This window comes from Sinorhizobium chiapasense, from assembly GCF_036488675.1.
Lineage (GTDB): Bacteria > Pseudomonadota > Alphaproteobacteria > Rhizobiales > Rhizobiaceae > Sinorhizobium > Sinorhizobium chiapasense.
The window spans coordinates 2,360,917-2,384,179 of sequence record NZ_CP133148.1; the positions used below are offsets into that span (position 1 = coordinate 2,360,917).

The 23,263-nt window shown below is 64.5% G+C and carries 22 protein-coding genes; 5 read left to right on the forward strand and 17 right to left on the reverse strand.

The window, feature by feature from the left end; all coding sequences use genetic code 11:
* Window positions 1-25 precede the first annotated feature (25 nt).
* Both RB548_RS11475 and RB548_RS11480 read right to left on the reverse strand, forming a co-directional pair.
* Entirely contained in the window at window positions 26-283 is a 258-nt protein-coding gene (locus tag RB548_RS11475; protein WP_331371443.1) for a hypothetical protein, read from the reverse strand.
* A 6-nt stretch (window positions 284-289) separates the two neighbouring features.
* On the reverse strand, window positions 290-1,081 hold the full coding sequence (locus tag RB548_RS11480; RefSeq protein ID WP_331371444.1) for a DUF899 domain-containing protein: 792 nt from the start codon (window positions 1,079-1,081) through the stop codon (window positions 290-292).
* A gap of 123 nt (window positions 1,082-1,204) precedes the next feature.
* On the opposite strand from RB548_RS11480, the gene RB548_RS11485 reads away from it, so the two are divergent.
* The 4 genes from RB548_RS11485 to RB548_RS11500 all read left to right on the forward strand — a co-directional run bounded on the left by RB548_RS11485 (window position 1,205) and on the right by RB548_RS11500 (window position 5,164).
* Complete coding sequence (locus RB548_RS11485) at window positions 1,205-2,425, forward strand: helix-turn-helix domain-containing protein (protein ID WP_331371445.1); 1,221 nt, start codon at window positions 1,205-1,207, stop codon at window positions 2,423-2,425.
* 205 nt (window positions 2,426-2,630) lie between these two features.
* Window positions 2,631-3,002 carry a nuclear transport factor 2 family protein gene (locus RB548_RS11490; protein WP_331371446.1) on the forward strand — a complete coding sequence of 124 codons (372 nt, stop codon included), beginning with the start codon at window positions 2,631-2,633 and terminating at the stop codon, window positions 3,000-3,002.
* A 105-nt stretch (window positions 3,003-3,107) separates the two neighbouring features.
* Window positions 3,108-3,740: a Vgb family protein gene (locus tag RB548_RS11495; protein WP_331371447.1), complete on the forward strand. Its 633-nt coding sequence runs from the start codon at window positions 3,108-3,110 to the stop codon at window positions 3,738-3,740.
* A 182-nt stretch (window positions 3,741-3,922) separates the two neighbouring features.
* Window positions 3,923-5,164, forward strand: coding sequence for an MFS transporter (locus RB548_RS11500; RefSeq protein ID WP_331371448.1), 1,242 nt, complete (start codon window positions 3,923-3,925; stop codon window positions 5,162-5,164).
* 62 nt (window positions 5,165-5,226) lie between these two features.
* On the opposite strand, the gene RB548_RS11505 is transcribed toward RB548_RS11500, so the two are convergent.
* The 8 genes from RB548_RS11505 to RB548_RS11540 form a co-directional block, all read right to left on the reverse strand.
* Window positions 5,227-5,748: a YHS domain-containing (seleno)protein gene (locus tag RB548_RS11505; protein WP_331371449.1), complete on the reverse strand. Its 522-nt coding sequence runs from the start codon at window positions 5,746-5,748 to the stop codon at window positions 5,227-5,229.
* Window positions 5,749-5,785: 37 nt separating this feature from the next.
* Entirely contained in the window at window positions 5,786-6,379 is a 594-nt protein-coding gene (locus RB548_RS11510; protein WP_331374942.1) for an ankyrin repeat domain-containing protein, read from the reverse strand.
* 98 nt (window positions 6,380-6,477) lie between these two features.
* Entirely contained in the window at window positions 6,478-7,419 is a 942-nt protein-coding gene (locus RB548_RS11515) for an HlyD family secretion protein (RefSeq protein ID WP_331371450.1), read from the reverse strand.
* Window positions 7,416-7,661, reverse strand: coding sequence for a DUF3302 domain-containing protein (locus RB548_RS11520; RefSeq protein WP_331371451.1), 246 nt, complete (start codon window positions 7,659-7,661; stop codon window positions 7,416-7,418). The genes RB548_RS11515 and RB548_RS11520 overlap by 4 nt, the downstream gene beginning before the upstream one ends.
* Before the next feature lie 140 nt (window positions 7,662-7,801).
* Complete coding sequence (locus tag RB548_RS11525) at window positions 7,802-9,544, reverse strand: TRAP transporter large permease (protein WP_331371452.1); 1,743 nt, start codon at window positions 9,542-9,544, stop codon at window positions 7,802-7,804.
* The gene (locus tag RB548_RS11530) at window positions 9,541-10,209 is read right to left on the reverse strand and encodes a TRAP transporter small permease subunit (RefSeq protein ID WP_331371453.1); all 669 of its coding nucleotides are present in this window, start codon (window positions 10,207-10,209) and stop codon (window positions 9,541-9,543) included. Before RB548_RS11530 ends, RB548_RS11525 begins: the two co-directional genes overlap by 4 nt.
* A 111-nt stretch (window positions 10,210-10,320) precedes the next feature.
* Window positions 10,321-11,463 (reverse strand): TRAP transporter substrate-binding protein, encoded by a 1,143-nt coding sequence (locus RB548_RS11535; RefSeq protein WP_331371454.1) that lies wholly within the window; start codon window positions 11,461-11,463, stop codon window positions 10,321-10,323.
* 395 nt (window positions 11,464-11,858) lie between these two features.
* Window positions 11,859-12,665, reverse strand: a complete 807-nt coding sequence (locus RB548_RS11540; RefSeq protein WP_408642370.1) for a L,D-transpeptidase — start codon at window positions 12,663-12,665, stop codon at window positions 11,859-11,861.
* Between the two features lie 174 nt (window positions 12,666-12,839).
* Between RB548_RS11540 and RB548_RS11545 the strand changes: the two genes are divergently transcribed.
* Window positions 12,840-14,645 (forward strand): adenylate/guanylate cyclase domain-containing protein, encoded by a 1,806-nt coding sequence (locus tag RB548_RS11545; protein WP_331371455.1) that lies wholly within the window; start codon window positions 12,840-12,842, stop codon window positions 14,643-14,645.
* A 176-nt stretch (window positions 14,646-14,821) separates the two neighbouring features.
* Here the strand turns inward: RB548_RS11545 and ftsZ are convergent, their stop codons facing one another.
* The 7 genes from ftsZ to RB548_RS11580 form a co-directional block, all read right to left on the reverse strand.
* Complete coding sequence (gene ftsZ / locus RB548_RS11550; RefSeq protein ID WP_331371456.1) at window positions 14,822-15,865, reverse strand: cell division protein FtsZ; 1,044 nt, start codon at window positions 15,863-15,865, stop codon at window positions 14,822-14,824.
* 217 nt (window positions 15,866-16,082) lie between these two features.
* Complete coding sequence (locus tag RB548_RS11555) at window positions 16,083-16,484, reverse strand: cupin domain-containing protein (RefSeq protein ID WP_331371457.1); 402 nt, start codon at window positions 16,482-16,484, stop codon at window positions 16,083-16,085.
* Between the two features lie 48 nt (window positions 16,485-16,532).
* Window positions 16,533-18,239, reverse strand: coding sequence for an HAD family hydrolase (locus tag RB548_RS11560; RefSeq protein WP_331371458.1), 1,707 nt, complete (start codon window positions 18,237-18,239; stop codon window positions 16,533-16,535).
* A 214-nt stretch (window positions 18,240-18,453) separates the two neighbouring features.
* Window positions 18,454-19,062 (reverse strand): glutathione S-transferase family protein, encoded by a 609-nt coding sequence (locus tag RB548_RS11565; protein ID WP_331371459.1) that lies wholly within the window; start codon window positions 19,060-19,062, stop codon window positions 18,454-18,456.
* 151 nt (window positions 19,063-19,213) lie between these two features.
* Window positions 19,214-20,272 carry an ABC transporter ATP-binding protein gene (locus RB548_RS11570; RefSeq protein ID WP_331371460.1) on the reverse strand — a complete coding sequence of 353 codons (1,059 nt, stop codon included), beginning with the start codon at window positions 20,270-20,272 and terminating at the stop codon, window positions 19,214-19,216.
* A complete protein-coding gene (locus RB548_RS11575; protein WP_331371461.1) occupies window positions 20,260-22,266 on the reverse strand; it encodes an ABC transporter permease in 2,007 nt (668 codons plus the stop codon). Before RB548_RS11575 ends, RB548_RS11570 begins: the two co-directional genes overlap by 13 nt.
* A gap of 7 nt (window positions 22,267-22,273) precedes the next feature.
* Window positions 22,274-23,254 (reverse strand): ABC transporter substrate-binding protein, encoded by a 981-nt coding sequence (locus tag RB548_RS11580; protein ID WP_331371462.1) that lies wholly within the window; start codon window positions 23,252-23,254, stop codon window positions 22,274-22,276.
* Window positions 23,255-23,263: the final 9 nt, after the last annotated feature.

The following is a 23,263-nucleotide window of genomic DNA, read 5'->3' on the forward strand; positions in this document are numbered from 1 at the left end:
GCGGCGCCGGATTGTGAGCGCCGGATCAAGACCGGCGGACATCGCTTCGGCTGCTTGTGACAAGCCGCAGCCATGGCGCCGTATGGAAGGCGCTCATGAGCAGGTACATAAGCGCCATTCCGCTCAGCGGGGAACCGTCCTGCGTGGTGGAACAGATCATGTCCGCGCCACCCGCTGAAGTCGTCAGCAGTGCCATGATCGCGAAAGTGGGGGCAGCGGCAAGGCACAGCCAGTCGGCTGCGCCGTGTGCGGCGCCTTTCGAGCTCTCGGGATGATGCAACATCGGGCGTCAACCCCGCCCATAGGCGTCGCGGTGGCGCCACCAGATACCGTTCTCGTTACGCCCCAGAGGCGCTCGGTCGAGCCACTGATACACGCCCCACAGCCCGTCCAGTCCGCGCGCATAGCTGGAATAGGTGTGGTAGACGACACCGTCGTCGAGCACGAAGGCGCTGACGCCGGGCCTGTCGCGCGTGTAGGTGGGAACGTCGGTGCCGGTCATGGCCGCGATTTGCGCGACCGGCCCCTCGTCGCCGCTCCACTCCCGAACGGTCTTTCCGGCAAGCGGCTCCGGCGCCGGCGGCTCGCGGCGGAAATTGTATTCTATGGTGCCCGCGCGCTGCTCTTCCGCGGTGAACCAGACGCTGAAGTCTCGGTTGAACTCGCCGTCGTTCGAGGACGCCCAGGGAAAGCTCCACCCCATCCTCTTCTTGAACGCCTGCAGTTTTGCGAGCGGCGCGCGCGACACCGCCGAGAAGGCGACATCGTGGTTCTCAAGATGAACGACGATGCCGTTGAACCCGTCCGCGATCGAGGAGCAGGACGGGCAACCGGCCGTGTAGTCCGGTCCGAACATGAAGTGGTAGACGAGGAGCTGCGAACGCCCGCGGAAGAGGTCTTTGATCGAAACGTTTCCGTCCTCGGTGTCGAACCGGTAGTCCTTGTCGATCCGGACCCAGGGCAGCGCCTGACGCCTGAGCGCCAGCTCGTCGCTGCGCCGCGTCAGCTCCTTCTCCTCCTGGAGCAGGTCGAGCCGCGCTGCCAGCCATTCGTCACGGGTTCCGGTCACATGTGCCGTCATCACTCTTCTCCTTTGGCCATTTGTCGTCGTACCTTCCTGGCGCGACGTGCTGCTTCGTTTGGTCGTGAGGCAGATTAGGACGGGAGAACGAATGGTGAGAGTGACAAGTGTGACGGGATTCCGATGGATTCGCTGATCACCGCCGCGGCACGCGCGCTTGCAACGGGCGATCCGCTCGGCGCCTTGAAGCGGGTTGCGCTCCGCGATGATCCGCCCGCGCTGGCGCTCCGGGGCATCGCCATGGCTCAGCTCGGCGATCTTGTTCGCGCGAAGGCACTGCTGAAGAGCGCCGCGCGCGCCTTCGGCCGGAAGGAGGCGGTGGCGCGCGCCCGCTGCGTCGTCGCCGAAGCCGAGATTGCGCTCGTCTCGCGCGACCTCACCTGGCCCGCAAAGGCCCTCGACGCCGCACGCGTGACGCTCGAAGCGCACGGCGACCGGGCGAATGCCGCCCATGCACTGAACGTCGAGGTCCGGCGGCTGCTGCTGATCGGCCGCCTCGACGAGGCCGAGCGCATGCTGGCCGGGTTCGATCCCTCCCCGCTTCCCCCAGCCTTGCGCGCCGCCCATGAACTGGCAGTCGCGGGCATCGCTGCCCGGCGCCTGCAGACGCAGGCCGCGCGCGCCGCGCTCACGCGCGCCTCCGAGGCCGCGCGCGAGGCGGATATCCCGGCGCTGACGGCGGAGGTCGAGACCGCATCGCTGGTGCTGAAGACACCGGCGGCGCGCCTGATCGCACGCGGCGAGGAACAGCCCCTCCTGCTCGAGGAGGTCGAGGCGCTGCTTTCGTCCGGTGCGCTCGTCGTCGACGCCTGCCGCAACGTCGTCAGGGACGAGAGGCTGGCGGTCTCGCTCGCGACGCGCCCGATCCTCTTCGCGCTGGCGCGTGCGCTGGCCGACGCCTGGCCGGGAGACGTGCCGAGGAGCACGCTGCTTTCCCGCGCCTTCCGCGCGAAACACGCCGATGAATCCCATCGCGCGCGGCTCAGGGTGGAAATCGGCCGGCTTCGCGCCGAGTTACGGGCGCTCGCGGACATAAGCGCGACGAAGCGAGGCTTCGCGCTGGTGCCGCGCCATGCGCACGAGGTCGTCGTGCTGGCGCCACCTGTCGAGGAGCGGCACGCGGCGGTGCTTGCCTTCCTTGCCGACGGCGAATCCTGGTCCAGCTCCGCGCTGGCGATCGCGCTCGACGCCAGCCCTCGTACCGTGCAGCGGGCGCTCGAACAGCTCGCTGCAGACGGCAAGGTGCAGGCTTTCGGCCGCGGTCCGGCGCGCCGCTGGATGACCCCGCCGCTCACCGGCTTCCCGACAATCTTGTTACTCCCGGGCCCGCTGCCGAACGACTAGTGTGAGGCTACGGCGTCATCGGCCAGGGCCCGATTGATGCGGGCTGGATAAAGACGGATACTTCTCGGCAGGCTTTCGGCTACCGCATGTTTCCTTAAATCGGAGCTGATTTAAGGATAAGAACATGCGGCAATTCAAAGTGCTACAGCGTCCTTTGCGCGTCTGATCAGACGCGCAAAGGACGCTGTAGATGGAGACTGGCGCGATGGACATTCGATCGACACTGACGGAGCTATGCGGGGCCTTTAACGCCCATGACCTCGATCGCATCATGGCGTTCTTTTCTGACGATTGCGTCCTGGAGATGCCGAGAGGAAACATGCCCTGGGGTTCCCGTTTTGAGGGCAAACGGAACGTGCGTGACGCGCTGGCAACACGCTTCGAAGGCCTGCCTGATGTCCACTATGACGACGACGAGCATTTTGTGGATTCCGCGGCCGATACCGGCATTTCGAAATGGACCCTTACAGGCACGAACCGCGAGGGAACGAGAATAGAGGTCCGGGGTTGTGACTTCTACACGTTTCGCAACGGAAAGGTGATCCGCAAGGACTCCTATTGGAAAATCGTGGAGTAAGCTTGCGATGTCGGCCCATCGGATCGATCGGCGCATCGCGGCAAGCCAAATGCTGCGGCGAGCTTTGTGCCGCGCTGCAGGAGATCATGCATCAGGAGGAAAAGCATGAAACGATCCGCCGCCGAAATCCTTCGTGAATACGGCCCCTTCCCCGAAGCAGACGACGTGCATGGCGTCACGTTCGACGGCAGTCACGTCTGGTTCGCCTCCGGCGACCGGCTGAACGCCGTCGATCCGGCGAGCGGAGAATTGACGCGCTCGATCGATGTCGCCGCCCATGCGGGAACGGCTTTCGACGGCCGGCACCTGTTCCAGATCGCCGAGGACCGCATCCAGAAAATCGATCCGAAGAGCGGCCGCGTGCTCGCGACAATCCCGGCACCGGGAGGCGGCGGTGACTCGGGGCTCGCCTGGGCCGAAGGCACGCTCTGGGTGGGCCAGCACCGGGGCCGCAGGATCCACCAGATCGATCCCGAGACCGGAAAAATCCTCCGCACCATCGAGTCCAACCGCGTCGTCACCGGCGTCACCTGGATCGACGGCGAACTCTGGCACGGCACCTGGGAAGGCGACGAGGCCGATGTCCGGCGCGTCGATCCCGAAACGGGCGCGGTCCTGGAGCGGCTCGACATGCCGCCTGGTATGGGCGTGTCGGGGCTGGAATCCGACGGCCGCGACCGCTTCTTCTGCGGCGGGGGGCGCGCCGGCAAGATCAGAGCCATCCGTCGGCCGAGGTAGGATTGGACGACCCGCCTCCGAACCCGCCCCCACGTCGGGCACGATGACAAACGGCGGGCGGTAAGCCGCCTGCTACGCCCGCTGCAGAATTTTTTAAAGGCATGTCGTTTTTCAATCAGCTCGTTCGTCTTGAAGGAGCGCCACCTGCCTGGGCGTCGCCAATTTTGCCAAGAGGTCTTTTCATGTCGAATGCGCAGATCCAGACGCAAAGTCCATATCGCTGGGTGATTGTTGCCGCCGGCGGCCTGTTGGGCTGCATCGCAATCGGCTCCATGTTTTCACTTCCGGTTTTCCTTCTGCCGATTTCCCGCGATACCGGGTGGTCCGTCACCGGCGTCTCCAGTGCCATGACCATCGGGTTTCTCGCCATGGCGCTGGCAAGCATGATCTGGGGTACGCTGTCAGACCGCTGGGGGCCTCGCCTTGTGGTGTTGATTGGCTCGGCTGTCTTGGCCGCAGCCCTCGCTCTGGCAAGCCAGGCGACCTCCCTTATCGAGTTTCAACTCGTGTTCGGTTTGGCTGTCGGCGGTGCTACCGCCGCGATCTTTGCCCCGATGATGGCCTGCGTGACCGGCTGGTTCGAGACACACCGCAGCCTTGCCGTGTCTCTCGTCTCGGCCGGCATGGGAATGGCGCCCATGACCATGTCGCCCTTCGCGGCCTGGCTCGTGACCATCTATGACTGGAGAACGTCCCTCCTGATCATCGCCGCCTTTACCGCGGCCGTGATGATCCCGGTCGCGCTGCTGGTACGCCGACCGCCCGCTCTCGAAGGCCAAAATGCCGTCGCTTCACCGGCTGGAGAGCAGGAAACCGCCATGTCCGTAGGACAGGCGATGAGATCGCCTCAGTTCATCATCCTGTTTCTGACGAACTTCTTCTGTTGCGCCACGCATTCGGGACCGATTTTCCACACGGTGAGCTACGCGATCAGCTGCGGCATCCCAATGATTGCGGCGGTCTCGATCTATAGCGTGGAGGGGCTGGCGGGCATGGGCGGTCGCGTCGCCTTCGGTCTTTTCGGGGATCGGTTCGGCGCCAAGCGCGTCCTGGTCTCAGGGCTGCTGCTCCAGGCGTTCGGCGCATTGGCGTATTTTTTCGTCCGCGATCTTGGCGCGTTTTATGCGGTGGCGGCGGTGTTCGGCTTCATCTACGCCGGGATCATGCCACTATACGCCGTGATCGCCCGCGAGAACTTTCCCCTGCGCATGATGGGCACTGTCATCGGCGGGACGGCAATGGCTGGCAGCCTGGGCATGGCAACCGGTCCTTTGGCTGGCGGTCTGATCTACGACGCCTTCGCGAGCTACGGCTGGCTCTATATCGGCGCCTGGGGCATCGGGATCGGCGCCTTCCTGATCGCCCTGACCTTCAGGCCCTTCCCCAAGGCTGAGAAGGCTGAGCCGGCGCCATTGCCAGCGTGAGGACATTGCACTCGGTCGACCGCGAACAGAGTGTGTCGCGGCCGACCAAGTTTCTTAGAGCCTCACTCGGCGCTTGCCTGCCAATTGGTGTGCAGCTTTTCGGTAACCAGCGTCTGCTGCACCTCGGACCAGTGCTTCTGCGAGTCGACCACCTTGTTGGGGTTCTTTTCGAAGCCGTCGGCGGCACCCGGGTCGTAGCTGATGTAGAGCTTGCCGTCGATGATGCGCCACGCCTTCGGGTCGATATTGGTGGTGACGGTCCCGAAGGAGACACCATCGGCGCAATAGCCGCCATATTGCGGGGCGTATTTCGAGGGCTCGCGCATGAAAAGGTCGCGATGTTCGGCGCTGGCGAAATGCCAGGTGGCGCCGAGCCAGCGGTGCGAATATTTCGCCGATCCCTCGACGGCCTTGTTTTCGGTGAAGTAAGCTACCGGGTCATAGCCCTTGATGGCGACGTCGCCAAAATAGCCGGTGTTGACGAGGTCTTCGGCGCGCGCAATCCCGCCCATGGAGAAGAGCATGGTCGCCGCACCGAGCGCGACGGCTATCCGCATCCGGCATTTACGTTGATAGTCCCTCATGACAGTCCTCCGAATTCCGACCGCTACCCGCGGAACGTCATTTCCGTTTGGTGCACTCGGTGTAGAGCCATTCGCCGACCAGATCGGCGCCCTGGCAGACAGCACCTGCCTTGAGCAGCAGCCCCGCGGCATCCCAGTGCTCGCGCCAACCCGCCTGGGTCAGCGGCGTATAGCCGTTTCTTTCCTTCGCCTCGACCACCGCCTTGTTGGTGAGCAGAAAAGCGACCACATCCGCGTGGCCCTCCTCGGCCGCCGCATGGAGCGGCGTCATCTTGTAGAAATTCTTGTCGTCGTTGACGGCGGCACCTTTTTCGACGAGCAGCTTGACGGTGTCGAGGCTTCCGCCATAGGCGGCCGCATGCAGCGCGGTAAGCCCGCCCTTGTTGCGGATCTCGATGTCGGCGCCCTGCTCCAGGAGAAGCGCGACGACATCGCTCTTCCCGGCGAGCGCGGCGATCAGCAATGCGGGCTCGCCGGAGTCGTCCGGTTCCGCCACCTTGGCGCCCTGGTCGATGAGTTCCTTCACCCGAGCGACGTCGCCGTCCCTCGCCGCGTCATGCAACGGCCCTGCCGCAACGGCGGAGGCCGAAAGCAGGACGCAAAGAACAGGGACGCAAAGAAAATACGACATGCTCCGCGCCATCTTCGTTCTCCCCATGGGCGGAAAGGCGCCAAATTATCACAGCCGCGTGAGGCGAGGCAAGAATGTGCGTATACGTTGCAGCTGGATCAGAACGGGTTGATATAGTTCGTGATCGCGATCTGCCGGAGCAATACACGGCGGACCACGTGCGCGGGCTTGACCCGGTCGGTGAAGATCGCCGCGTCGCCGGTGGCGCCGGCCGGCAGGCGGTTGGCGAAATCCTGGTCGTCCAGCTTCACCCGAACGATGAAGGGCACGCTCTCGATCGTCGTCGGCGCGACCGCCGTCCCGGATGTCTGCGTCTGCCCCGTGGCAACGGCCTGCAGGACGCTTTCGACCGTGCCGGTGTAAACCTCGCCGGGCGCGAACTTGAACGTCGCCTCCACCGGTTGCCCGGGTGCGATATAGCGCGCGTCGATCTGGGGGATTTCGACGCCGATGATCGTCTCGGACGTGTCGATGAACGCCATCACCGGCGACAGCGGCAGGTTGGAAACACGCGCGCCCTTCCGGAGCGCCAGATTGGTCACGTAACCGTCGGCCGGCGCGCGGACCGTCGTCTTGTCGAGATCCCAGCGGGCATTGGTGATCTGCGCCCTGAGATTGTCGACCTCGGCCTGCCGCTGCTGCACGTCGAAGGCCGGGCCGGCCCCGGTCGTCTGCAGTTGCGTCGTCTGCGCCAGCCGCAGTTCCTGGAACTTCAACTCCGCCTCGAGCGCCTCGACCTTCGATTGGTAAGGCACGGGATCGATACGGAACAGCACGTCGCCGGCCTTGAGCGGCGCGTTCGCCGCCACTGGCACGTCGACGACCTCGCCCGCGACATTCGGCACGATGCCGACCGAATTGCGCACGACCAGCGCCAAGCCTTGCGGCGCGCCCCAGTTCATCGGGATGAACAGGCCAACCAGCAGAAGGAACAGCACTAGGATCGGCGAGATCTTCCAGAACAGGTTGAATGGGATGATCCCGAACTTCACCAGGCAGAACAGGAGGACGAGATAGACATTGAGGAGGACGACGATCATGGCCGCCGCTCCCTTGCGGCCGATGCCGGGACATCGACATAGGCCCAGATCAGCACAATCGGCCAGAGCACGAAGCCGAAGAACAGCGTCACCCACCCACCGACGGTGACTGCTTCTGCCCAGGGATGGTTGCGCCGTTTCGCGATCATGCCCGGCAGCATGGCGAGGAAGACGATCACGAAGACCGTGCTCAACACGAGCACGATCAGCACGATCCAGGCAAAGATGTCGATCATGCTCACGGCCGCCCTCCTTCCTCTGTCGGAGACACGATACGAAGTCCGGGACCGAGTGATGAAGTACGTTACTGTTAAAATTCGGCCCAGGACGTCTGGCCTACAGCGCCGGGTTTCTTAACAGACGCGCCGCGTCTGTAGCACTTTCAGCCGTAGAGATATTCCGGCAGCCAGAGCGTCATGCCGGGCCAGAGATACATGATGATCATGCAGAGGATGACGATCAGCATGTAGGGCATCATGCCGGCGAAGATCTGGTTCAGGGTGACGTGCGGCGGCGACACGCCCTTCAGATAGTAGGCCGACATCGCGACCGGCGGCGACAGGAAGGCCGCCTGCAGGTTGACGAAGACGAGCACGCCCCAGAGCACCGGGTCGATGTCGAAGTGCCTCAGCATCGGCAGGAAGATCGGCACGAAGATGATGATGATTTCGGTCCATTCGAGCGGCCAGCCGAGGAGGAAGATGATCGCCTGCGACAGGATCATGAACTGAACGGGCGTGAGGTCGAGTGCGAGCACCCATTGCTCGATCAGCGCCTGTCCGCCGAGGATGGCGAAGACGGCGGAGAAAAGCGCCGAGCCGACGAAGAGCCAGCAGACCATGGCCGTGGTCTTCGCCGTCAGGAACACCGCCTCCTTGGTGCGTTTCCAGTTGAGCGTGCGCGCCTGGAAGGCAAGCAGGAAGGCGCCGGCGGCGCCGACCGCCGCGGACTCCGTTGCGGTCGTGATGCCGAACAGGATGACGGCGAGCACGAGGACGGTGAGGATGGCAAGCGGCATGACGGAGGAGACGAGCAGCTTCATCACCTGCAGCCGCTCGGCGCTCATGTTGCGGTAATAGCGGAGGAGCACCACGGTCGCGATCGCGGCCGCGATACCGAAGGACACATAGAAAGCCGTCGTCGGCCCGTTGACGACGGCCGGCCCGGCATCGGCGGCGGGCGCGCCGAGCTGTTCCAGCCCCTCCGGCGCTTCCGTCTCGGCGGAAGCCTGCGGATGGATGACGGCATACCACCAGACGAGTGCCAGGGTGAAGGCCGTCAGCGAGAAGGGCACAAGCGCCGCGCCGAAATTCTTGACGAGCCGCCAATAGGTCAGCCGCCCCTCGCCCGTCTCCAGCGCCAGCGCCCTCGCCGGCGAGACCAGGGCGCGGAAAAGCCCGGCCAGCATGTTCGGGGAGTAGGCCGTTTGGAGGCTGCGCATCCAGGAGGCGACCGGAACCCGCGTCTGCTCCTCGGGCAAAGCCGGCGCGATCTTCGGATTGATCGCCGCCCAGCCGAGAATGTAGGCGAGATAGAGGAACGACAGGAAGAAGCCCGGCAGCATCGTCGCGGCATAGAGCTTGACCACGGACTGCCCCGCCACCGCCGCATAGACGATGATCATCACCGAGGGCGGGATGAGAATGCCGAGCGTGCCGCCCGCAGTGATCACCCCGGAGGCGAGCTTCACGTCATAGCCGGCGCGCAGCATCGGGTTCATGGCGATCACCCCCATCAACACCACCACGGCGCCGACGAGGCCGCTGGCGATGCCCCAGAAAGTGCAGACGATCAGCGTCGCGACGGCGAGCGACGCCGGCAACCGCCGGAAGGAAAGCTGGATGCTGTAGAACATCTTGTCGACGAGCGCACCGCGCTCCATCACGTAGCCCATCAGCACGAAGAGCGGGATCGAGATCAGCACGTCGTTGGTCATCGCCCCATAGGTGCGCTGGACCATCAGGTCGAAGACGCGGTTGTCGATCCAGTGCTCGGCCGGATTGTAGAAGGCGTAGAAGCCGAAGAGCATGCCGAGCCCCATCAGCGTGAAGGCGGTCGGAAAGCCCATGATGATGACGACGACGATGAGCATCAGCATCGTCAGTCCCAGAAACTGATCGCTCACGGTTCGATCTCTCCCCCCATTCCCCGCTGCCGGGCCGCCTTTTCGATGTTCTGCGCCCGTTCGATCGCCGCTTCGCGGGCTTCCAGGTCGACATATTCGCTGTGGGCGAGCTGCTCGGCGACCACGTCGATCTCCTCGACGTCGCGCAGCCGCTCCGGCCACTCCCCGGTTCTGAGGCACAGGATACAGCGAACGATCTCCGCGAGCCCCTGCAGCATCACCAGCGCGCCCGCGATCGGGATGACCGTCTTGAAGTGGTAGATCGGCGGACCTTCCGCCGTCACGGTCGAATGCTCGCCGATCCGCCACGACAGCGCCGCATAGTCGTAGCCGGCATAGACGAGCGCTGCGACGCCTGGCAGGAAGAACAGGATGTAGAGCAAAAGATCGAGCGCCGCCTGCGTGCGGGGCTTAAGCGAACTATAGAGGAAATCGCCGCGCACATGGGCGTTCTGCGCCAGCGCATAGGCGCCGGCAAGCATGAACAGCGTGCCGTAGAACATGTTGCTGGCGTCGAAGATCCACGCTGTCGGCATGTTGAGGATGTAGCGCTTGAAGACCTCGACGCAGACGAGCGTCATCAGGCCGATGATCAGCCAGGCGGCGGCCTTCCCGATCCAGACGCTGATCGCATCGACCCTCAGGAGAAAATGCTGAACGTTCACCCCGCGCCTCCCACCGGCGGCAGACGCGGCCGTGGCCGCATCACCGCTCTATCTTTATTGCAATCGGTGACGTTTGCGGCCCTGGGCCAGACGGCCCACGGCCCTGTCGAGCTAAAGCTCCTTGGCCACGCCCTCCTGGCCGAAGTAATGATCGAAGACCAGCCGCCGGCCGACGACGGTATCCTGTTCCCATCGCGTCGCCCGATCGGCAAAGGCAATTTGGGACTGGATGACCTCCTTGAACAACGGGTTTTCCGCCGCCTTCTTCTTCACCACCTCGTCATAGACTTCGAGCTGCCTTTTGAGGATCGCCTCCGGCGTCTTGTAGAACTTGACCTGGTCGGTCGTCTGCATCTCGACATAGTCTTTCGAATAGCGGTCGATTGCCTTCCAATGCATGTCCTGCGACGCGGCCTCCGCCGCGTTGGAGATTATCGCCTTCATCTGCTCGGGCAGGCCGTCATATTTGGTCCTGTTGAACAGGATCTCGAACTGTTCGGCATTCTGGTGATAGCTCTGCAGCATGCAGATCTTCGAGACGTCCGGGAAACCTAACACTCGGTCGGACGAGGCATTGTTGAACTCGGCCGCATCGAGCAGGCCGCGGTCCAGTGCCGCGACGATTTCTCCGCCCGGCAGTGCGTTGACGGCGGCACCGAGACCGGTGAAGACGTCGATCGAGATGCCGACGGTGCGGAACTTCAGGCCCTGCAGGTCCTCGGCCTTGGCAACCGGCTTCTTGAACCAGCCGAGCGGCTGCGTCGGCATCGGTCCGTAGAGGAGAGAAACGACATTGGCGCCGATTGATTCATAGAGCTTTGCCAGCAGCTCCTTGCCGCCGCCGTATTTGTGCCAGGCGAGCAGCATGTTGGCATCCATGGCGAAGCCCGGCCCGGAGCCCCACAACGCCAGCGCCGACTGTTTGCCATAGTGGTAGGCGACGACGCCGTGGCCGCCGTCGAGCGTTCCTTGGGACACCGCGTCGAGCAGGCCGAAGGCGGGCACGACGGCTCCCGCCGGCAGTACCTCGATCTTGAGGTCGCCACCGGTCATGTCGTTGACCTTCTTGGCGAAATCGAGCGCGAATTCGTGAAAGATGTCCTTCGAAGGCCAGGTGCTCTGCCAGCGCATGTTCACTGGCCCCTGTGCCTTGACGATACTCGGTGCTGCGACCATCGCCGCCCCGGCCATTGCTGCGCCGCTCAGGAATTTGCGACGCGACGTCCTCCCCCCAATCTGGGTTCTGCCTTTCATCTCTTCCTCCCGAAAGCATAGACTTTTATTGCTTTTCGGAGCGCGAGAACGATGTCACGCGGTCTTCCGCTCGTCTCCCGCTCACTATCCAGAGCGCCAAGCAAACGCGCCAAGGGCGCTCCAGAGTTGAATGTAGAGCATTTCATCCACTTTCAATGATTGCGCGTGAAAACCGGACATTCTCGACAATACTCCTCGATAGGGCCCCGCGCAAAAATGCAGGAACTGGGCTCAAACGCACAGTTGGAGGGATCCGGACAGAGAGCGGGCGACGCGGTATGGCGCAAATTCATGAGGCACTGCGACGTCCGTATCCGTCCCGGCGCGGCGGCAAGGGATCGAACCCGAACGGCAGGGCCGTTCGGGCCACGATGGTAAGAGGAGCAGGCTTAGGCTTATGCTTGGGCTTGGGCTTGGGCTTGGGCTTGGCCTTGGCCTTGGCCTTGGCCTTGGGCTTGCGCTTGCGCTTGGGGCGGAGCCAGGGGCCGCTGATGTACGACGATCCGGGCATGGTAGGGCACACGCGTGTAGAGATCGATGACATCCTGGTTCACCAACCTGACGCAGCCGGACGACGTCGCCTTGCCGATCGATTGCCATTCCGGCGTGCCGTGCAGACGATAGAGCGTATCCTGGCCGTTCTGGAAGATGTAGAGCGCGCGCGAGCCGAGCGGATTCGAGACACCCGGATCCATGCCGCCATTCGCAACCGAATACTTCTCGAGATGCGGCTGGCGCGCGATCATCTCGCCCGGCGGCTTCCAACGCGGCCAGGCCTGTCGCCAATGGATAACGCCTTCGCCTTCCCAGGCAAAACCGTCGCGGCCGATACCGACCCCATAGCGCATCGCCGTACCGCCCGGTTCGACCAGGTAGAGGAACCTTCCGGGCGTATCGACCACGACCGTGCCTGCCAGCTCGCCGGTCGGATCCGCAACGCGCTGGCGATAGTACTTCGGATCCATCTGCTCGTACGAGACGGCCGGAATAAGATGGCCGCCATCCTCGATGGCAGCGTACCGGGCCCCCAGTTCCGCGTTCGTCGCCGGCACGATCGGCCGGCTGAACTCTTTCGGGATCGGCACATGTCGGGGGGATGGCATCGTGCTCGCGCACCCTGCGAGCGTCGCCGTAGTGGATATGGAGCCCACGATGAAGGCCCTCCGCGACAGGCGGTATTCTCTTGGCATTTTTGAAAACATCTCTCGTCAAAGAAGCGGTGTATACAGATAGGCCCCTATCCAGCACGCCCGAGAGTCGCAAGACGCGGCCGGATCACATCTCTGGCATATTGCCGACCAGCCCCTGCAGCACCGGCACTTTCATGGACTCCCAATCACGCGATTGCTACTCTTCCAACCGGGAGTAAGGGGCGCATGAAGCGGCGACTGGCAGCAATTCTGGACGCGGACTTTTCCGGCTACAGCCGGATGATGCGGCATGACGAGGCCGGCACGTTCGCGGCACTGAAGGCCCATCAGACGGAAGTCATCCTTCCCGCCATTGCCGGTCATGGCGGGCGGGTCGTCAGCCACATCGGCGACGGCCTGCTCGCCGAGTTTTCGAGCGTCGTCGAGGCGGTGACCTCAGCGTTGGAGATTCAGCAGGCGATGCTCCGGCGCAATGAAACCATGGACCCCGACCGGCACATGCACCTGCGTATCGGCATCCATCTCGGCGACGTCATCGTCGAGGATGACGGCATCCATGGCGACGGTGTCATCGTCGCCGCGCGGCTTCAGGAAATCGCCCCTCCGGGCGGCATCTGCCTGTCGCAACAGGTCCACGACCATATCGCCGCAAAGCTCGATGTTCCCTTGACCGATCTCGGCCGTTGCACGCTCGCCGACATTCGTCACCCCGTTCGCGTCTGGCGATGGACGCCGGACGAAAAGCCCGGCAGCCCGGCAGCGGCTCGACCCGATGGAGAGGCGCGGTCCGACCGCCCGCCGTCCGCTCGCACCCTGCCCGACCGCAAGCGGCCGTCGATCGCCGTGCTGCCCTTCATCAACCTGTCGAGCGTCGACGAGCAGGAGCATTTTGCCGACGGCTTCACCGAGGAGCTCATCCACACGCTCGCGCGCTGCCGCTGGCTGCAGGTCGTCGCCCGCAACTCCTCCTTCGCCTACAAGGGCAAGCCCGTCAACGTCCGGAAGGCCGCCGAAGACCTCGGCGTCAAATACGTGATCGAGGGCAGCGTCCGGCGCTCCGGCGACCGCATCCGCATCACCGCGCAGTTGCTCCGCGCGGAAAGCGCCACGCTTCTGTGGGCGGAGCGCTACGACCGGACGCTCGATGACCTCTTCTTGCTGCAGGACGAGATCGCCGGCGAGATCACCGGGACGGTCGGGCCCGAGCTCGGCATCATCGAATTCGCCGCGCTTCGCGGACAGACCGCCGCCGACATGGATGCCTGGGACATCTACCTGAAAGGCCTCTGGCATCTCTACAAGTTCAATCTGGATGACCTGAAGATCGCGAAGGACCTCTTTGAAAACGCAACCGGCGTCGATCCGACATTCGCGCAGGCCTATGCGCGCCTCGCCTATGTACACATCCAGCTCGGCTGGTACGGCGCCATGGACGAGCGGGGCGCCAGGATCACCGATGCCATCCGGCTCGCGGAGCGGGCGATCGCGCTCGACAGCCGGGAACCCGCTGCCCATCTCGCCCTTGGCCGGGCGCTGGCGCTGCGCGGCCAGCCGGAACGCGGCATCACCTACCTGCGCACCGCGCTCGAACTCGATGCGAGCTTTGCGCAAGGGCATTTCGCCCTCGGCCAGGCGCTTTGCTACGTCGAGCGCCCCGAGGAGGGCATCGCCGAAATCAACGAGGCGTTCCGGCTGAGCCCGCGCGATCCGCATCTCTGGACGTTCCACAACATGCTTGCGATCGCGCATTACCAGTCGGGACGGCTCGTGGAGGCCGAAGCCGCCGCCCGTGCGTCGCTCAGGCAGGAAAACACCACCTTCTGGCCGGCGATGGTATTGACGGCGGTCGTCGGCGCACAGGGTAACGCCGGGGCGGCCCCTGCGGCGCTCTCCGAGCTTCTCAAGTTCCGGCCGGAGATGACGCTCGAAAAGGCCCGCGCCGAATTCTATTTCGGCGGCATTCCGGTCATGCAGGAGCACTTCATCGACCGCTTCGCCGCCGACCTCGAGCGGGCCGGACTGCCGCAATAGACAGTGCCGGAGAAGCTGCGGGACGAGGAGGCTCGCCTTTTGCCGCTGCTTCTCCGGCTCCCCCGCCTAAGCAATTCCAGGAAAAGCGTGTAACGGTTTTCCGTGCGGAATTGCGTAAATTCAAAGCAATTCCGTGTGCGATGGTTTCGCCTCCGGAATTGCGTCGTTTCAAAGAACTATTGCAGCGTGCGCGATGCAACCTGTGCCGGCTGGCCGTTGACCATCTCGGGCTGGCCCTGGGTGTCGCCGGTCGTGCGCGGGCTGTCGAGACCCGTTGCCACCACCGAGACCCGGAAGGTGCCGTCGAGCGTGCGGTCGAAGATCGCGCCAACGACTATGTCGGCCTCGTCATAGACCTCCTCGCGGATGCGCGTCGCCGCCTCGTCGACCTCGAACAGCGTCATGTCCATGCCGCCGGAGATCGAGACCAGCACGCCCTTGGCGCCACGCATCGAGACTTCGTCGAGCAGCGGATTGGCGATCGCGGCTTCCGCCGCCATCATCGCGCGGCTCTCGCCGGTCGCCTCGCCCGTTCCCATCATCGCCCGGCCCATGCCCTTCATCACCGTCTTCACGTCGGCGAAGTCGAGGTTCATCAAACCTTCCTTGACGATCAGATCGGTAATGCAGCTCACGCCCGAATAAAGCACCCGGTCGGCGATCATGAAGGCGTCGGCAAAGGTAGTCTTCGCGTCGGCGATGCGGAAGAGGTTCTGGTTGGGGATGACGATCACCGTGTCGGCGCTCTCGCGCAGCCGCTCGATGCCCATCTCCGCGGTCTGCATGCGCCGCCGGCCCTCGAAGCTGAAGGGTTTGGTGACAACGGCGACCGTCAGGATGCCGGCCCGCCGCGCAGCCTCCGCAATCACCGGCGCCGCCCCGGTACCGGTGCCGCCGCCCATGCCGGCGGTGACGAAGCACATGTGCGTGCCGCCCAGATGATCCATGATCTCGTCGATCGACTCCTGCGCCGCCGCATTGCCGATATCCGGCAGCGAGCCGGCACCGAGGCCCTCGGTGACGGCGGTGCCGAGCTGGATGCGCCGCTCCGCCTTCGACATCGAAAGCGCCTGCGCGTCGGTATTGGCGGCGATGAAATCGACCCCCTGCAGGTTCTCGGTGATCATGTTGTTGATGGCGTTGCCGCCCCCGCCGCCGACACCGATGACAGTGATTTTCGGACGCATCTCCGTGATGATCGGCTTCTTGAACTCTGTCATGGCTCTTCTCCTTGGGCAGTTTCGTGGGGCTCGTCCGTCCCCGAAAACTGCGACGAAAGCGGTGCGGGCGCGAATCAGTCGCTCATTTTAGGAACTCAAAAAGGCCACGGAGAAGGCAAGAACGGCAAAAACGAGGCAAGTCCACAGCTACGTGCGGCCAGACTCAGAAAATGGCACTGCACGCGTCGGCAGGGATCAAGGCAGGCAGGGCGATTGTCTACGTCTGCTCGATCGGCCGCGACGTAGCCCATCGCCGAAGCGGTGGTTCGCGGTCGTCGAACGCCGCCTCGAAGCAGGCGGAGGCGAGCACTGCATGCATATGAAGCGTCGCCGAGCCTATATTGCGGAAGCCGTGCCGGAGACCGGCGGGAACGATCAGCGATTGACCGGGCGTCAGGACTGCGCGCTGCGCGCCAAGGCGGATCTCCGCCTCGCCCGCCAGCACGGTCAGTACCTCCTCGACGAAATGGAAATGGTCGGGCGCCCCGGCGCCGGGCAAGACCCATTGCTCGAATATGCAGAGCTCGCTTGCGCCCACGGAAGCGGCGACATTCATCCGGGTCTGTACGCCCGGGCGCCATTCCTCGAGCGGCTGGTCGGCATGCGAGAGGATGTTCATTGGCAGCCCCTGTTACGCTAAGAATGATGCGATATAAACGGGTCAGTCCTACCCCGATGCGGCTGCGATGTAGCGGCGGCGCACCGCCTCGGCGATCCCGTCGCGGCTCTCGGCGGGAGAGAGCGAGCGATCCTCCTCGATCCCTGCGGCTTCCTCTGCCAGCTCCGCGTCGCCGATGCTTTCGCCGAACCATTTCGAGTAGTCGCCGCCCCGCAGATGATGCTCCCAGGTCTCGTCATTGATCCCCTCGGCAATCTGCAGGAAGATCATCAGGTTGTGGGCACGCAGGTTCATCTCTTCGTCCGGACCGCGGAAATAGAAGCTCGCCTCCTCGTCCAGATGGCCTTCGGCATATTTGCGCGTGTGGCGCTTGCGGACCTGCCGCGGCTTTTCAACCCGGATGCGCCGCACGGGCGCGGCGCTCGATCGCTGCCAGAAAAGGACCTCATCGTGCGCCCGCGGCTCGTCAAGACCGTCCGGCGGCGCTTCTTCGACAGCCGCACAAAGAACCTCGATCGCCTCGCGCGCCTTCGGACCGAGTGCTGCAACGGCGGTGACAGCCGCGAGCACGTCCGGAGAAACGGAATCCGGATGAACGGTGATCATGATCATGCCCGAGCGATCGTCCGCAAGAGCGAGCGAAGCGCTGTCGCGTGACGCCGGCAGGGCGAGATGCGCCTCGTCGATGATCAGCCAGTGCGGCCTGCCTGTCTTGGCGCGAAAGGCGGACAGGGCCGGCATCAACTCGGCGAAGAACTCCGGGCGTTCCTCGACTTCAAGGCCGAGCGCATTGATCGCAACATTGTTGTCCGGATTGGCGAGGAGTTCCACGATCTCGCCGCCCGTGGGCGGTACCAGATTGCTGCCCACGGTCACGGTACCTTCGAGGCCCTCATAATCGCCTTCCGCATCGAAAACGCAGAACTGTGAGCGCCGCTCCTGCAACCGCTCCGAAAGCGCCGTCACCAGCATCGACTTGCCGCTGCCGGAGCTTCCGGCAATCAGCAGCACGTCGCGCGGCCCGATTTCGACCGACCCGTCGGCGTCCTCGCCGATCGGAACCCGGTGCCGCTCGTTGATGCAAAGCGCGTGGTCGCGCTCGATGATCTCGGCGATCAGTTCTTCGACGCCTTCGCCGCGCGCGCCAACGAGCACCAGATCGGCCGTGTCCTTCAGCGCCGGCAGGGCGTTTGCGACCGCGGCACCGCAACCGACCGTCCTCAGCAGCGCGTGATCGTTCTCGGCGTCGCCGACAGCCACGACGTTCAGCAAGGAAAGCTGCATCTCCTCGAGTGCCGACTTGAGCCCGGTCGCCTTGTTGACGCCGGTCGGAAGCACCATCACCGCACCCTTGTTGAAAATGATCTCGAGTTCGAGACCCAGTTCTTTGATTGTTTCGAGCGCGGCAGCTTGATGTGGCTCCCAGGTGGCGACGATGCAGCGCCCGACCGATATGTCGTCGACGCCCTTCCGCCGTAGTAGTTCGACGAAAGCCGGTGGCGGTGCCGGCGCGACCGGCTTTTCTTCTTCGCCGTCGGGCGAATAAAGCAAGGCGCCGTTCTCGACGACGATCTTGTCGAACAGGTCCGTGTGAGGAAAGACACGCTTCAAATCCGGCAGCTCACGCCCGGTGACGAGCAGCAGCCTGCGGCCGGTCTCCTTCAGTCTCTTCAGGGCTTCCAGCGTTTCCTCCCGAACGACGCCGTCCTCCGCCAGCGTGCCGTCGTAATCTGTCGCAAGGGCCATGAGATACATTGGGCGCCGCCTCCGTTGCTGGCGGTGTGCTGGGTTCCTCCGCCGCCGCCATTGTCGTGCTGCTGAGAGGAACGTGCAGGCCCGGCGCTGGTTCCCCGGCCTTATGTCCGATTTGTGGGGAAAACAGGTTGCCTCGGAGCGATCGAACGCTCAGCGTGCCAAGCGGCGGAGTCGGCCGGCCACCGGCCCGCCAGATCGCGTGGCAATCCGCCGCTCACACGTTCCAGCTCGGCCGGCTCCTGACCCGCTCGTTCCAGCGCCTCACATTCCCAAGCGAATCCGGGATTTCCATGCCGAAGACCTCACCTAGCCAGCCGCAGACGCCGGCCGTGATGTCGGCGATCGAGAAGTTGTCGCCGGCGAGGAACGGCCGGCCGTCGGCAAGCTCGCGGTCGAGCCACGCCCATTTCTTCGGAACCGCCAGCCGCTCGGTCTCCGCGAAGGCGGGAAACTGCGTGAGGCGATCCTTGAAGAGCTCATCGGAATGGAGTGGGACATTGCCGATCGTCGCGAAGATCACCAGTTCCGCCCGCCGGTTCCACATCTCGACCTTGGCGCGGCTGACGGCGTCGGTGCCGAAGAGCGGCGGCTCGGGATGCGTCTCCTCGATATACCGGCAGATCGCCACGCTTTCGGTGATGATCGTGCCATCGTCAAGCTCCAGCACCGGGATCTGCCCGAGCGAATTGAGCTTGAGGAAGTCCGGCGCCTTGTGCTCGGCCGTCATCAAGTCGATCTCCTGCATCGGCACATCAATCCCCTTCTCCTTGAGGAAGATGCGGACGCGATAGGAGTTCGGCCCCATGCCCTGGTAGAGCTTCATTGTTTCCTCCTGTGTTTGGCAATGGCTTCCGCCGCCAGTGGCAGGAGTATGCCACACTGATTGCTTTTTTCAACCAGTTTTATTTTTAATCCAGTATGCAGCGAGTGCTGATACCCCCTCTGCCCGGCAGGGCAGAGGGGGGTGCCACGTCCTATAGCCGCCAGCCGGCGCTGATGACGAAGGGGACGAGCGCGCCCTCGCTCAAGGCGACGCTGCTGAAGGCCTTGAGGCGCTGGCCGTCGCCAAGCGAAAGGTCGAGCGCGAAACGCTCGCCTTCGAAGACGCATGCCATGACCCGCATGAGAATACCATCGGTGCCGCGGTGGACGTGTTCCGGCCGCACGAGCACATCGGCAAGGCGCGCGCCGGCCGAGCCAATCGCATCGCGCGACCCGAGCGCCTCGCGCAGCACAGGCCAGCCGAGTTGCCGCTCACCGTTCTCCGCCACCGGCAGCCGCAAGATGCTGCCGCGGCCGATCAGGCCGCCGACGACGCGGCCCTCCGGTTTGGCGTAAATCTCCGCCGGCGGCGCCACCTGCAGGAGCCGGCCCTCCGACATCACCGCGACGTCGGTCGCCAGCGCCATCGCCTCGGCCTGGTCGTGGGTGACGTAGACCATGGTGGCGCCGGAGCGCTCGTGGAAGGCACGAAAGGTCTCCTCCATCGCCTTCCTCAGATGCTGGTCGAGATTGGCGAGCGGTTCGTCGAGCAGCACCACATCCGGCTGGGTGACGAGGCAGCGGGCGAGCGCCACGCGCTGGCGCTGGCCGCCGGACAGTGCCGACGGCCGCCGCTCGGCAAGCTCGGTGAGTTTGACCAGTGCCAGCGCCTCGCCCACGAGCTTCTGCCATGGAACACCGGAAATGCCCCTCACCTTCAAGGGATAGCCGACATTTTCCGCGACCGTCATGTGCGGCCAGAGCGCATAGGACTGGAACACCATCGCCATGTTGCGCTTTTCCGGCGGCAGCGCGCGCTCGGCATCCGAAAGGCGCCGATCGCCGTAAAAGATCGAGCCGTCCGTCGGCTGCTCGAAGCCGGCGATCATCCGGAGCACCGTCGTCTTGCCGCAGCCGGACGGGCCGAGGAGCGCGAGGAAGGCCTGGCGGCGCAGCGCCAGCGAGACGTCGGCCACCGCCGGCCGGCCATTCCCGAAAGACTTGGCGGCTCCAAAATCCTTGGTGAGATGGTTGAGGATCAGTTGCGCCACGGCAGCACGCCCTCCGGCAGGTACTTTGCGAAAAATTCGAGCGCCGCCATCAGCGCGATCACCAGGAGGACGACGAGCACCGAGAGCGCCGAAGCGAGATCGGACGAGCCGCTGTCGTCGAGATTGAAGATCGCAACACCCAGCGTCTGCGTGCCCGCCGACCAGAGCAGCGCCGAGACCGTCAGCTCGTTCGCCGCGATCAGGAAGACGAGGATGACGGAGGCCCCGGCGGCGGGCGCGATCAGCGGCAGGAGCACATCGCGCATGCGGCGCGAGAAGCCGGCGCCGGCAAGCCGCGCCGCCTCCTCGAGCGAGGGGTCCATCTGCATGAATGCGCTCATTACCGGCTTGAGGCTGACGGCGAGGAAGGAGGAGAAATAGGCGGCGAGGATGATCCAGATCGTGCCGTAGAGCGAGACACCGATGAACGGCAGCGGCGCGACGAAGGTGAGGATGAAGGCGACGGCGAGCACGATGCCGGGCAGCGCATAGGGGATCTCGATCAGGATGGCGATGAGGTTGGCGAGCGCGCCCTTCCGCCGCGTCATCAGATAGGCGGCCGGCACGGTGACGGCGAGCAGACCCAGCGCCGCGGTGGAGGCGAGGAACAACGAATTTTTCAGCGCCGTCAGCGTGATCGACTGGCGGAACAGGATCTCGCCATAGGCGCTGAGCGACATGGTCTTGAAATTGAGCGGCACGCCATAGGCCGGCACCAGCGAGCTTGCGATAAGCGCGAGGAGCGGTGCGACCAGCACCAGCGCCAGCACCGCCGAAAGCAGCGTCTCGACAGCGATGCGCCAACGCCCGAGCGAAAAGGCGGCGCGTGCGCCGGAATGGCCGATCAGGCGATAGTCGCGGCCGGAAAGCGCGCGCTGCTGCACAAGAAGCCCGCCGGCGGAGATCACCGCGATCAGCGTCGAGATCAGCGCAATCTCGCCGAAGGTGGCGGCGCCGAAACTTGCCAGCCGGCTGAAGATCAGCGTCGGCAAGGTCTCGATGCCGGCGGGAATGCCGAGGATCCCCGGAATGCCGAAATTGCCGATGCCGGAGACGAAGGCGATCGCCCCGCCGGCGATCAGCCCCGGAGTTGCCAGCGGCAACACGATATCGCGAAAGACCCTGAACGGGCCGGCGCCCGCAAGCCGCGCCGCCTCGATGCCGTCGCGCGGGCTCGCCGCAAGCCCGGCTTTCAGCGCCAGGAAGACGAGCGGCGCATGCTGCACGCCGAGGAGCAACGCGATGCCGGAAAGCGAATAGAGCGGCTGCGGACTGCCGAGCGGCGGCGCAAGCCCGAGCGTCTTTAAAAGCGGGCTCGCCGGCCCCGACATCTCGACCCAGGCAAGCGCCGTCACCTGCGGCGGGATCATCATCGGCAGCATGAAGGCAAAGCTTAAAATCAGCTTGCCGCGAACGTCGGTGAGCGCCACAGCGAAGGCGAAGAGCGAGCCGAGGAGAAGCGAGACGACCATGCCGCCGGTGGCGGTAACAAGCGTGTTGCGAAGCGCGGCAAAGGTTGCCGGCTCGAAAATGAGCCGCGCCGCCTCACCGACGACAAGCCCGCTCAAGCCCGCCCCGGCCAGACGGGCGAGCGGCAGCACGGAAAGCAGCAGCACGGCACCGAGCACGAAGGGCAGAAGCCAGGCCGGCTCGCCAGACGCTGATCGCCGCCTCAGCGAGCGGAGGGCGCGCCCTGCCCGGCCATCGCTTGGCAAGCTGTCCTTAAGGGAACCATCTTCCGTAACGTGAGGCATCGCCGGCAACTCGACGCCGCTCAACGCCCGCGCCAGTACGTTCGGCAGTTTTGCGGAAGCGGTTTGGGGAGGCCGGCTTTCCGCCGCCTCCCCGCCACCGAATAGAAACCGCAATGGGCCGAAACCCGCCCTGGACAAAAAGCGTCGAGGCGACTCCGGGAATCCGGAGCCGCCTTCCGCGTCAGATTCCGCCGGAGCGCTTCGGCGCCGGCTGCGGGCGATCTCGTCCGCTCGCGTCATCAGCCGATCAGTTCGTCTCGAAAATGCCGGAGAAGGTTTTGAGGTCCGCTTCGGAGTTCTTGACCGCCGCGGCGGCATCGACCGGCAGTACCTTGATCGTTTCGCGGGCCGGATAGCCTTCCGGCAGCGCCACGCCGTTGCGGGCCGGGATATAACCCATCTTCACCGCGACCTTCTGGCCTTCCTCGGAGAGGAGGAAGTCGACGAATTTCTTCGCAGCGTCGACGTTCTTCGCGGTCTGCAAAATGCCGACCGGCTCGGTGACGGCGGAAACCCCCTCGGCCGGGAAGACGAATTCCACCGGCGCGCCCTTGGCCTTCTCGCGGATCGCCATGAAATCGACGAGCATGCCATAGGCCTTCTCGCCGGTCGCGACCGCCTTCAACACGCCGCCATTGCCGCCGGCGGCCGTCGCGCCGTTTTCGGCGAGCGCCTTGTAAAAATCCCAGCCGAGGCCGGGAATGGCGGCGAGCGTCTCGGCATGGATCAGCGCCGCGCCGGAGGTAAGCGGGCTCGGCATGGTGACGAGGCCCTTGGCCTCGGGCTTCACAAGATCCTGCCAGCCTTCCGGCTTCATCTCAGCAGAGGTGTTGTAGACGATGCCGGTGGTGATCATCTTGGTCGAGTAATAGGCGCCGTCCGCATCATAGAGCGCGGCATCATAGCCCGCCGCTTCCGGCGACTTGTAAGAGAGCAGATGCCCGCCCTCCTTCAGCCGCTGCATCGTCACCGTATCGGCGATCAAGAGCACGTCCGCCACCGGATTGCCCGCCTCGATCTCGGCCATCAGCTTGGCCATGATCTTCGTCGTCCCCTCGCGCACCCACTCGACCTCGACGCCGGGGTTCGCCGCCTTGAACGCATCCACCGTCGCCTGCGCATCCTCGTTCGGCTGGCTGGTATAAAGCACCAGGCTTTCGGCATAAGCCGCTGTGGAAAGAAGACCGGCGACGAGCGCGGCGGCAACGGCGGAGAGAAGCGTTTTCATGGGATTGCC

Bases quoted from the DNA above. Each gene is read 5' to 3' on its own strand.
- RB548_RS11565 (WP_331371459.1), bottom strand. From the start codon at position 19,062: ATGAAGCTCTACCAGGGCATGGGGCCGAACTCCTATCGCGTCCGCATC.
- RB548_RS11560 (WP_331371458.1), bottom strand. From the start codon at position 18,239: ATGTATCTCATGGCCCTTGCGACAGATTACGACGGCACGCTGGCGGAG.
- RB548_RS11510 (WP_331374942.1), bottom strand. From the start codon at position 6,379: ATGTCGTATTTTCTTTGCGTCCCTGTTCTTTGCGTCCTGCTTTCGGCC.
- RB548_RS11500 (WP_331371448.1), top strand. From the start codon at position 3,923: ATGTCGAATGCGCAGATCCAGACGCAAAGTCCATATCGCTGGGTGATT.
- RB548_RS11555 (WP_331371457.1), bottom strand. From the start codon at position 16,484: ATGAACATCCTCTCGCATGCCGACCAGCCGCTCGAGGAATGGCGCCCG.
- RB548_RS11485 (WP_331371445.1), top strand. From the start codon at position 1,205: ATGGATTCGCTGATCACCGCCGCGGCACGCGCGCTTGCAACGGGCGAT.
- RB548_RS11540 (WP_408642370.1), bottom strand. From the start codon at position 12,665: ATGTTTTCAAAAATGCCAAGAGAATACCGCCTGTCGCGGAGGGCCTTC.
- RB548_RS11515 (WP_331371450.1), bottom strand. From the start codon at position 7,419: ATGATCGTCGTCCTCCTCAATGTCTATCTCGTCCTCCTGTTCTGCCTG.
- RB548_RS11575 (WP_331371461.1), bottom strand. From the start codon at position 22,266: ATGACGCGAGCGGACGAGATCGCCCGCAGCCGGCGCCGAAGCGCTCCG.
- RB548_RS11490 (WP_331371446.1), top strand. From the start codon at position 2,631: ATGGACATTCGATCGACACTGACGGAGCTATGCGGGGCCTTTAACGCC.
- RB548_RS11480 (WP_331371444.1), bottom strand. From the start codon at position 1,081: ATGACGGCACATGTGACCGGAACCCGTGACGAATGGCTGGCAGCGCGG.
- RB548_RS11475 (WP_331371443.1), bottom strand. From the start codon at position 283: ATGTTGCATCATCCCGAGAGCTCGAAAGGCGCCGCACACGGCGCAGCC.
- RB548_RS11580 (WP_331371462.1), bottom strand. From the start codon at position 23,254: ATGAAAACGCTTCTCTCCGCCGTTGCCGCCGCGCTCGTCGCCGGTCTT.
- RB548_RS11535 (WP_331371454.1), bottom strand. From the start codon at position 11,463: ATGAAAGGCAGAACCCAGATTGGGGGGAGGACGTCGCGTCGCAAATTC.
- ftsZ (WP_331371456.1), bottom strand. From the start codon at position 15,865: ATGACAGAGTTCAAGAAGCCGATCATCACGGAGATGCGTCCGAAAATC.
- RB548_RS11545 (WP_331371455.1), top strand. From the start codon at position 12,840: ATGAAGCGGCGACTGGCAGCAATTCTGGACGCGGACTTTTCCGGCTAC.
- RB548_RS11505 (WP_331371449.1), bottom strand. From the start codon at position 5,748: ATGAGGGACTATCAACGTAAATGCCGGATGCGGATAGCCGTCGCGCTC.
- RB548_RS11495 (WP_331371447.1), top strand. From the start codon at position 3,108: ATGAAACGATCCGCCGCCGAAATCCTTCGTGAATACGGCCCCTTCCCC.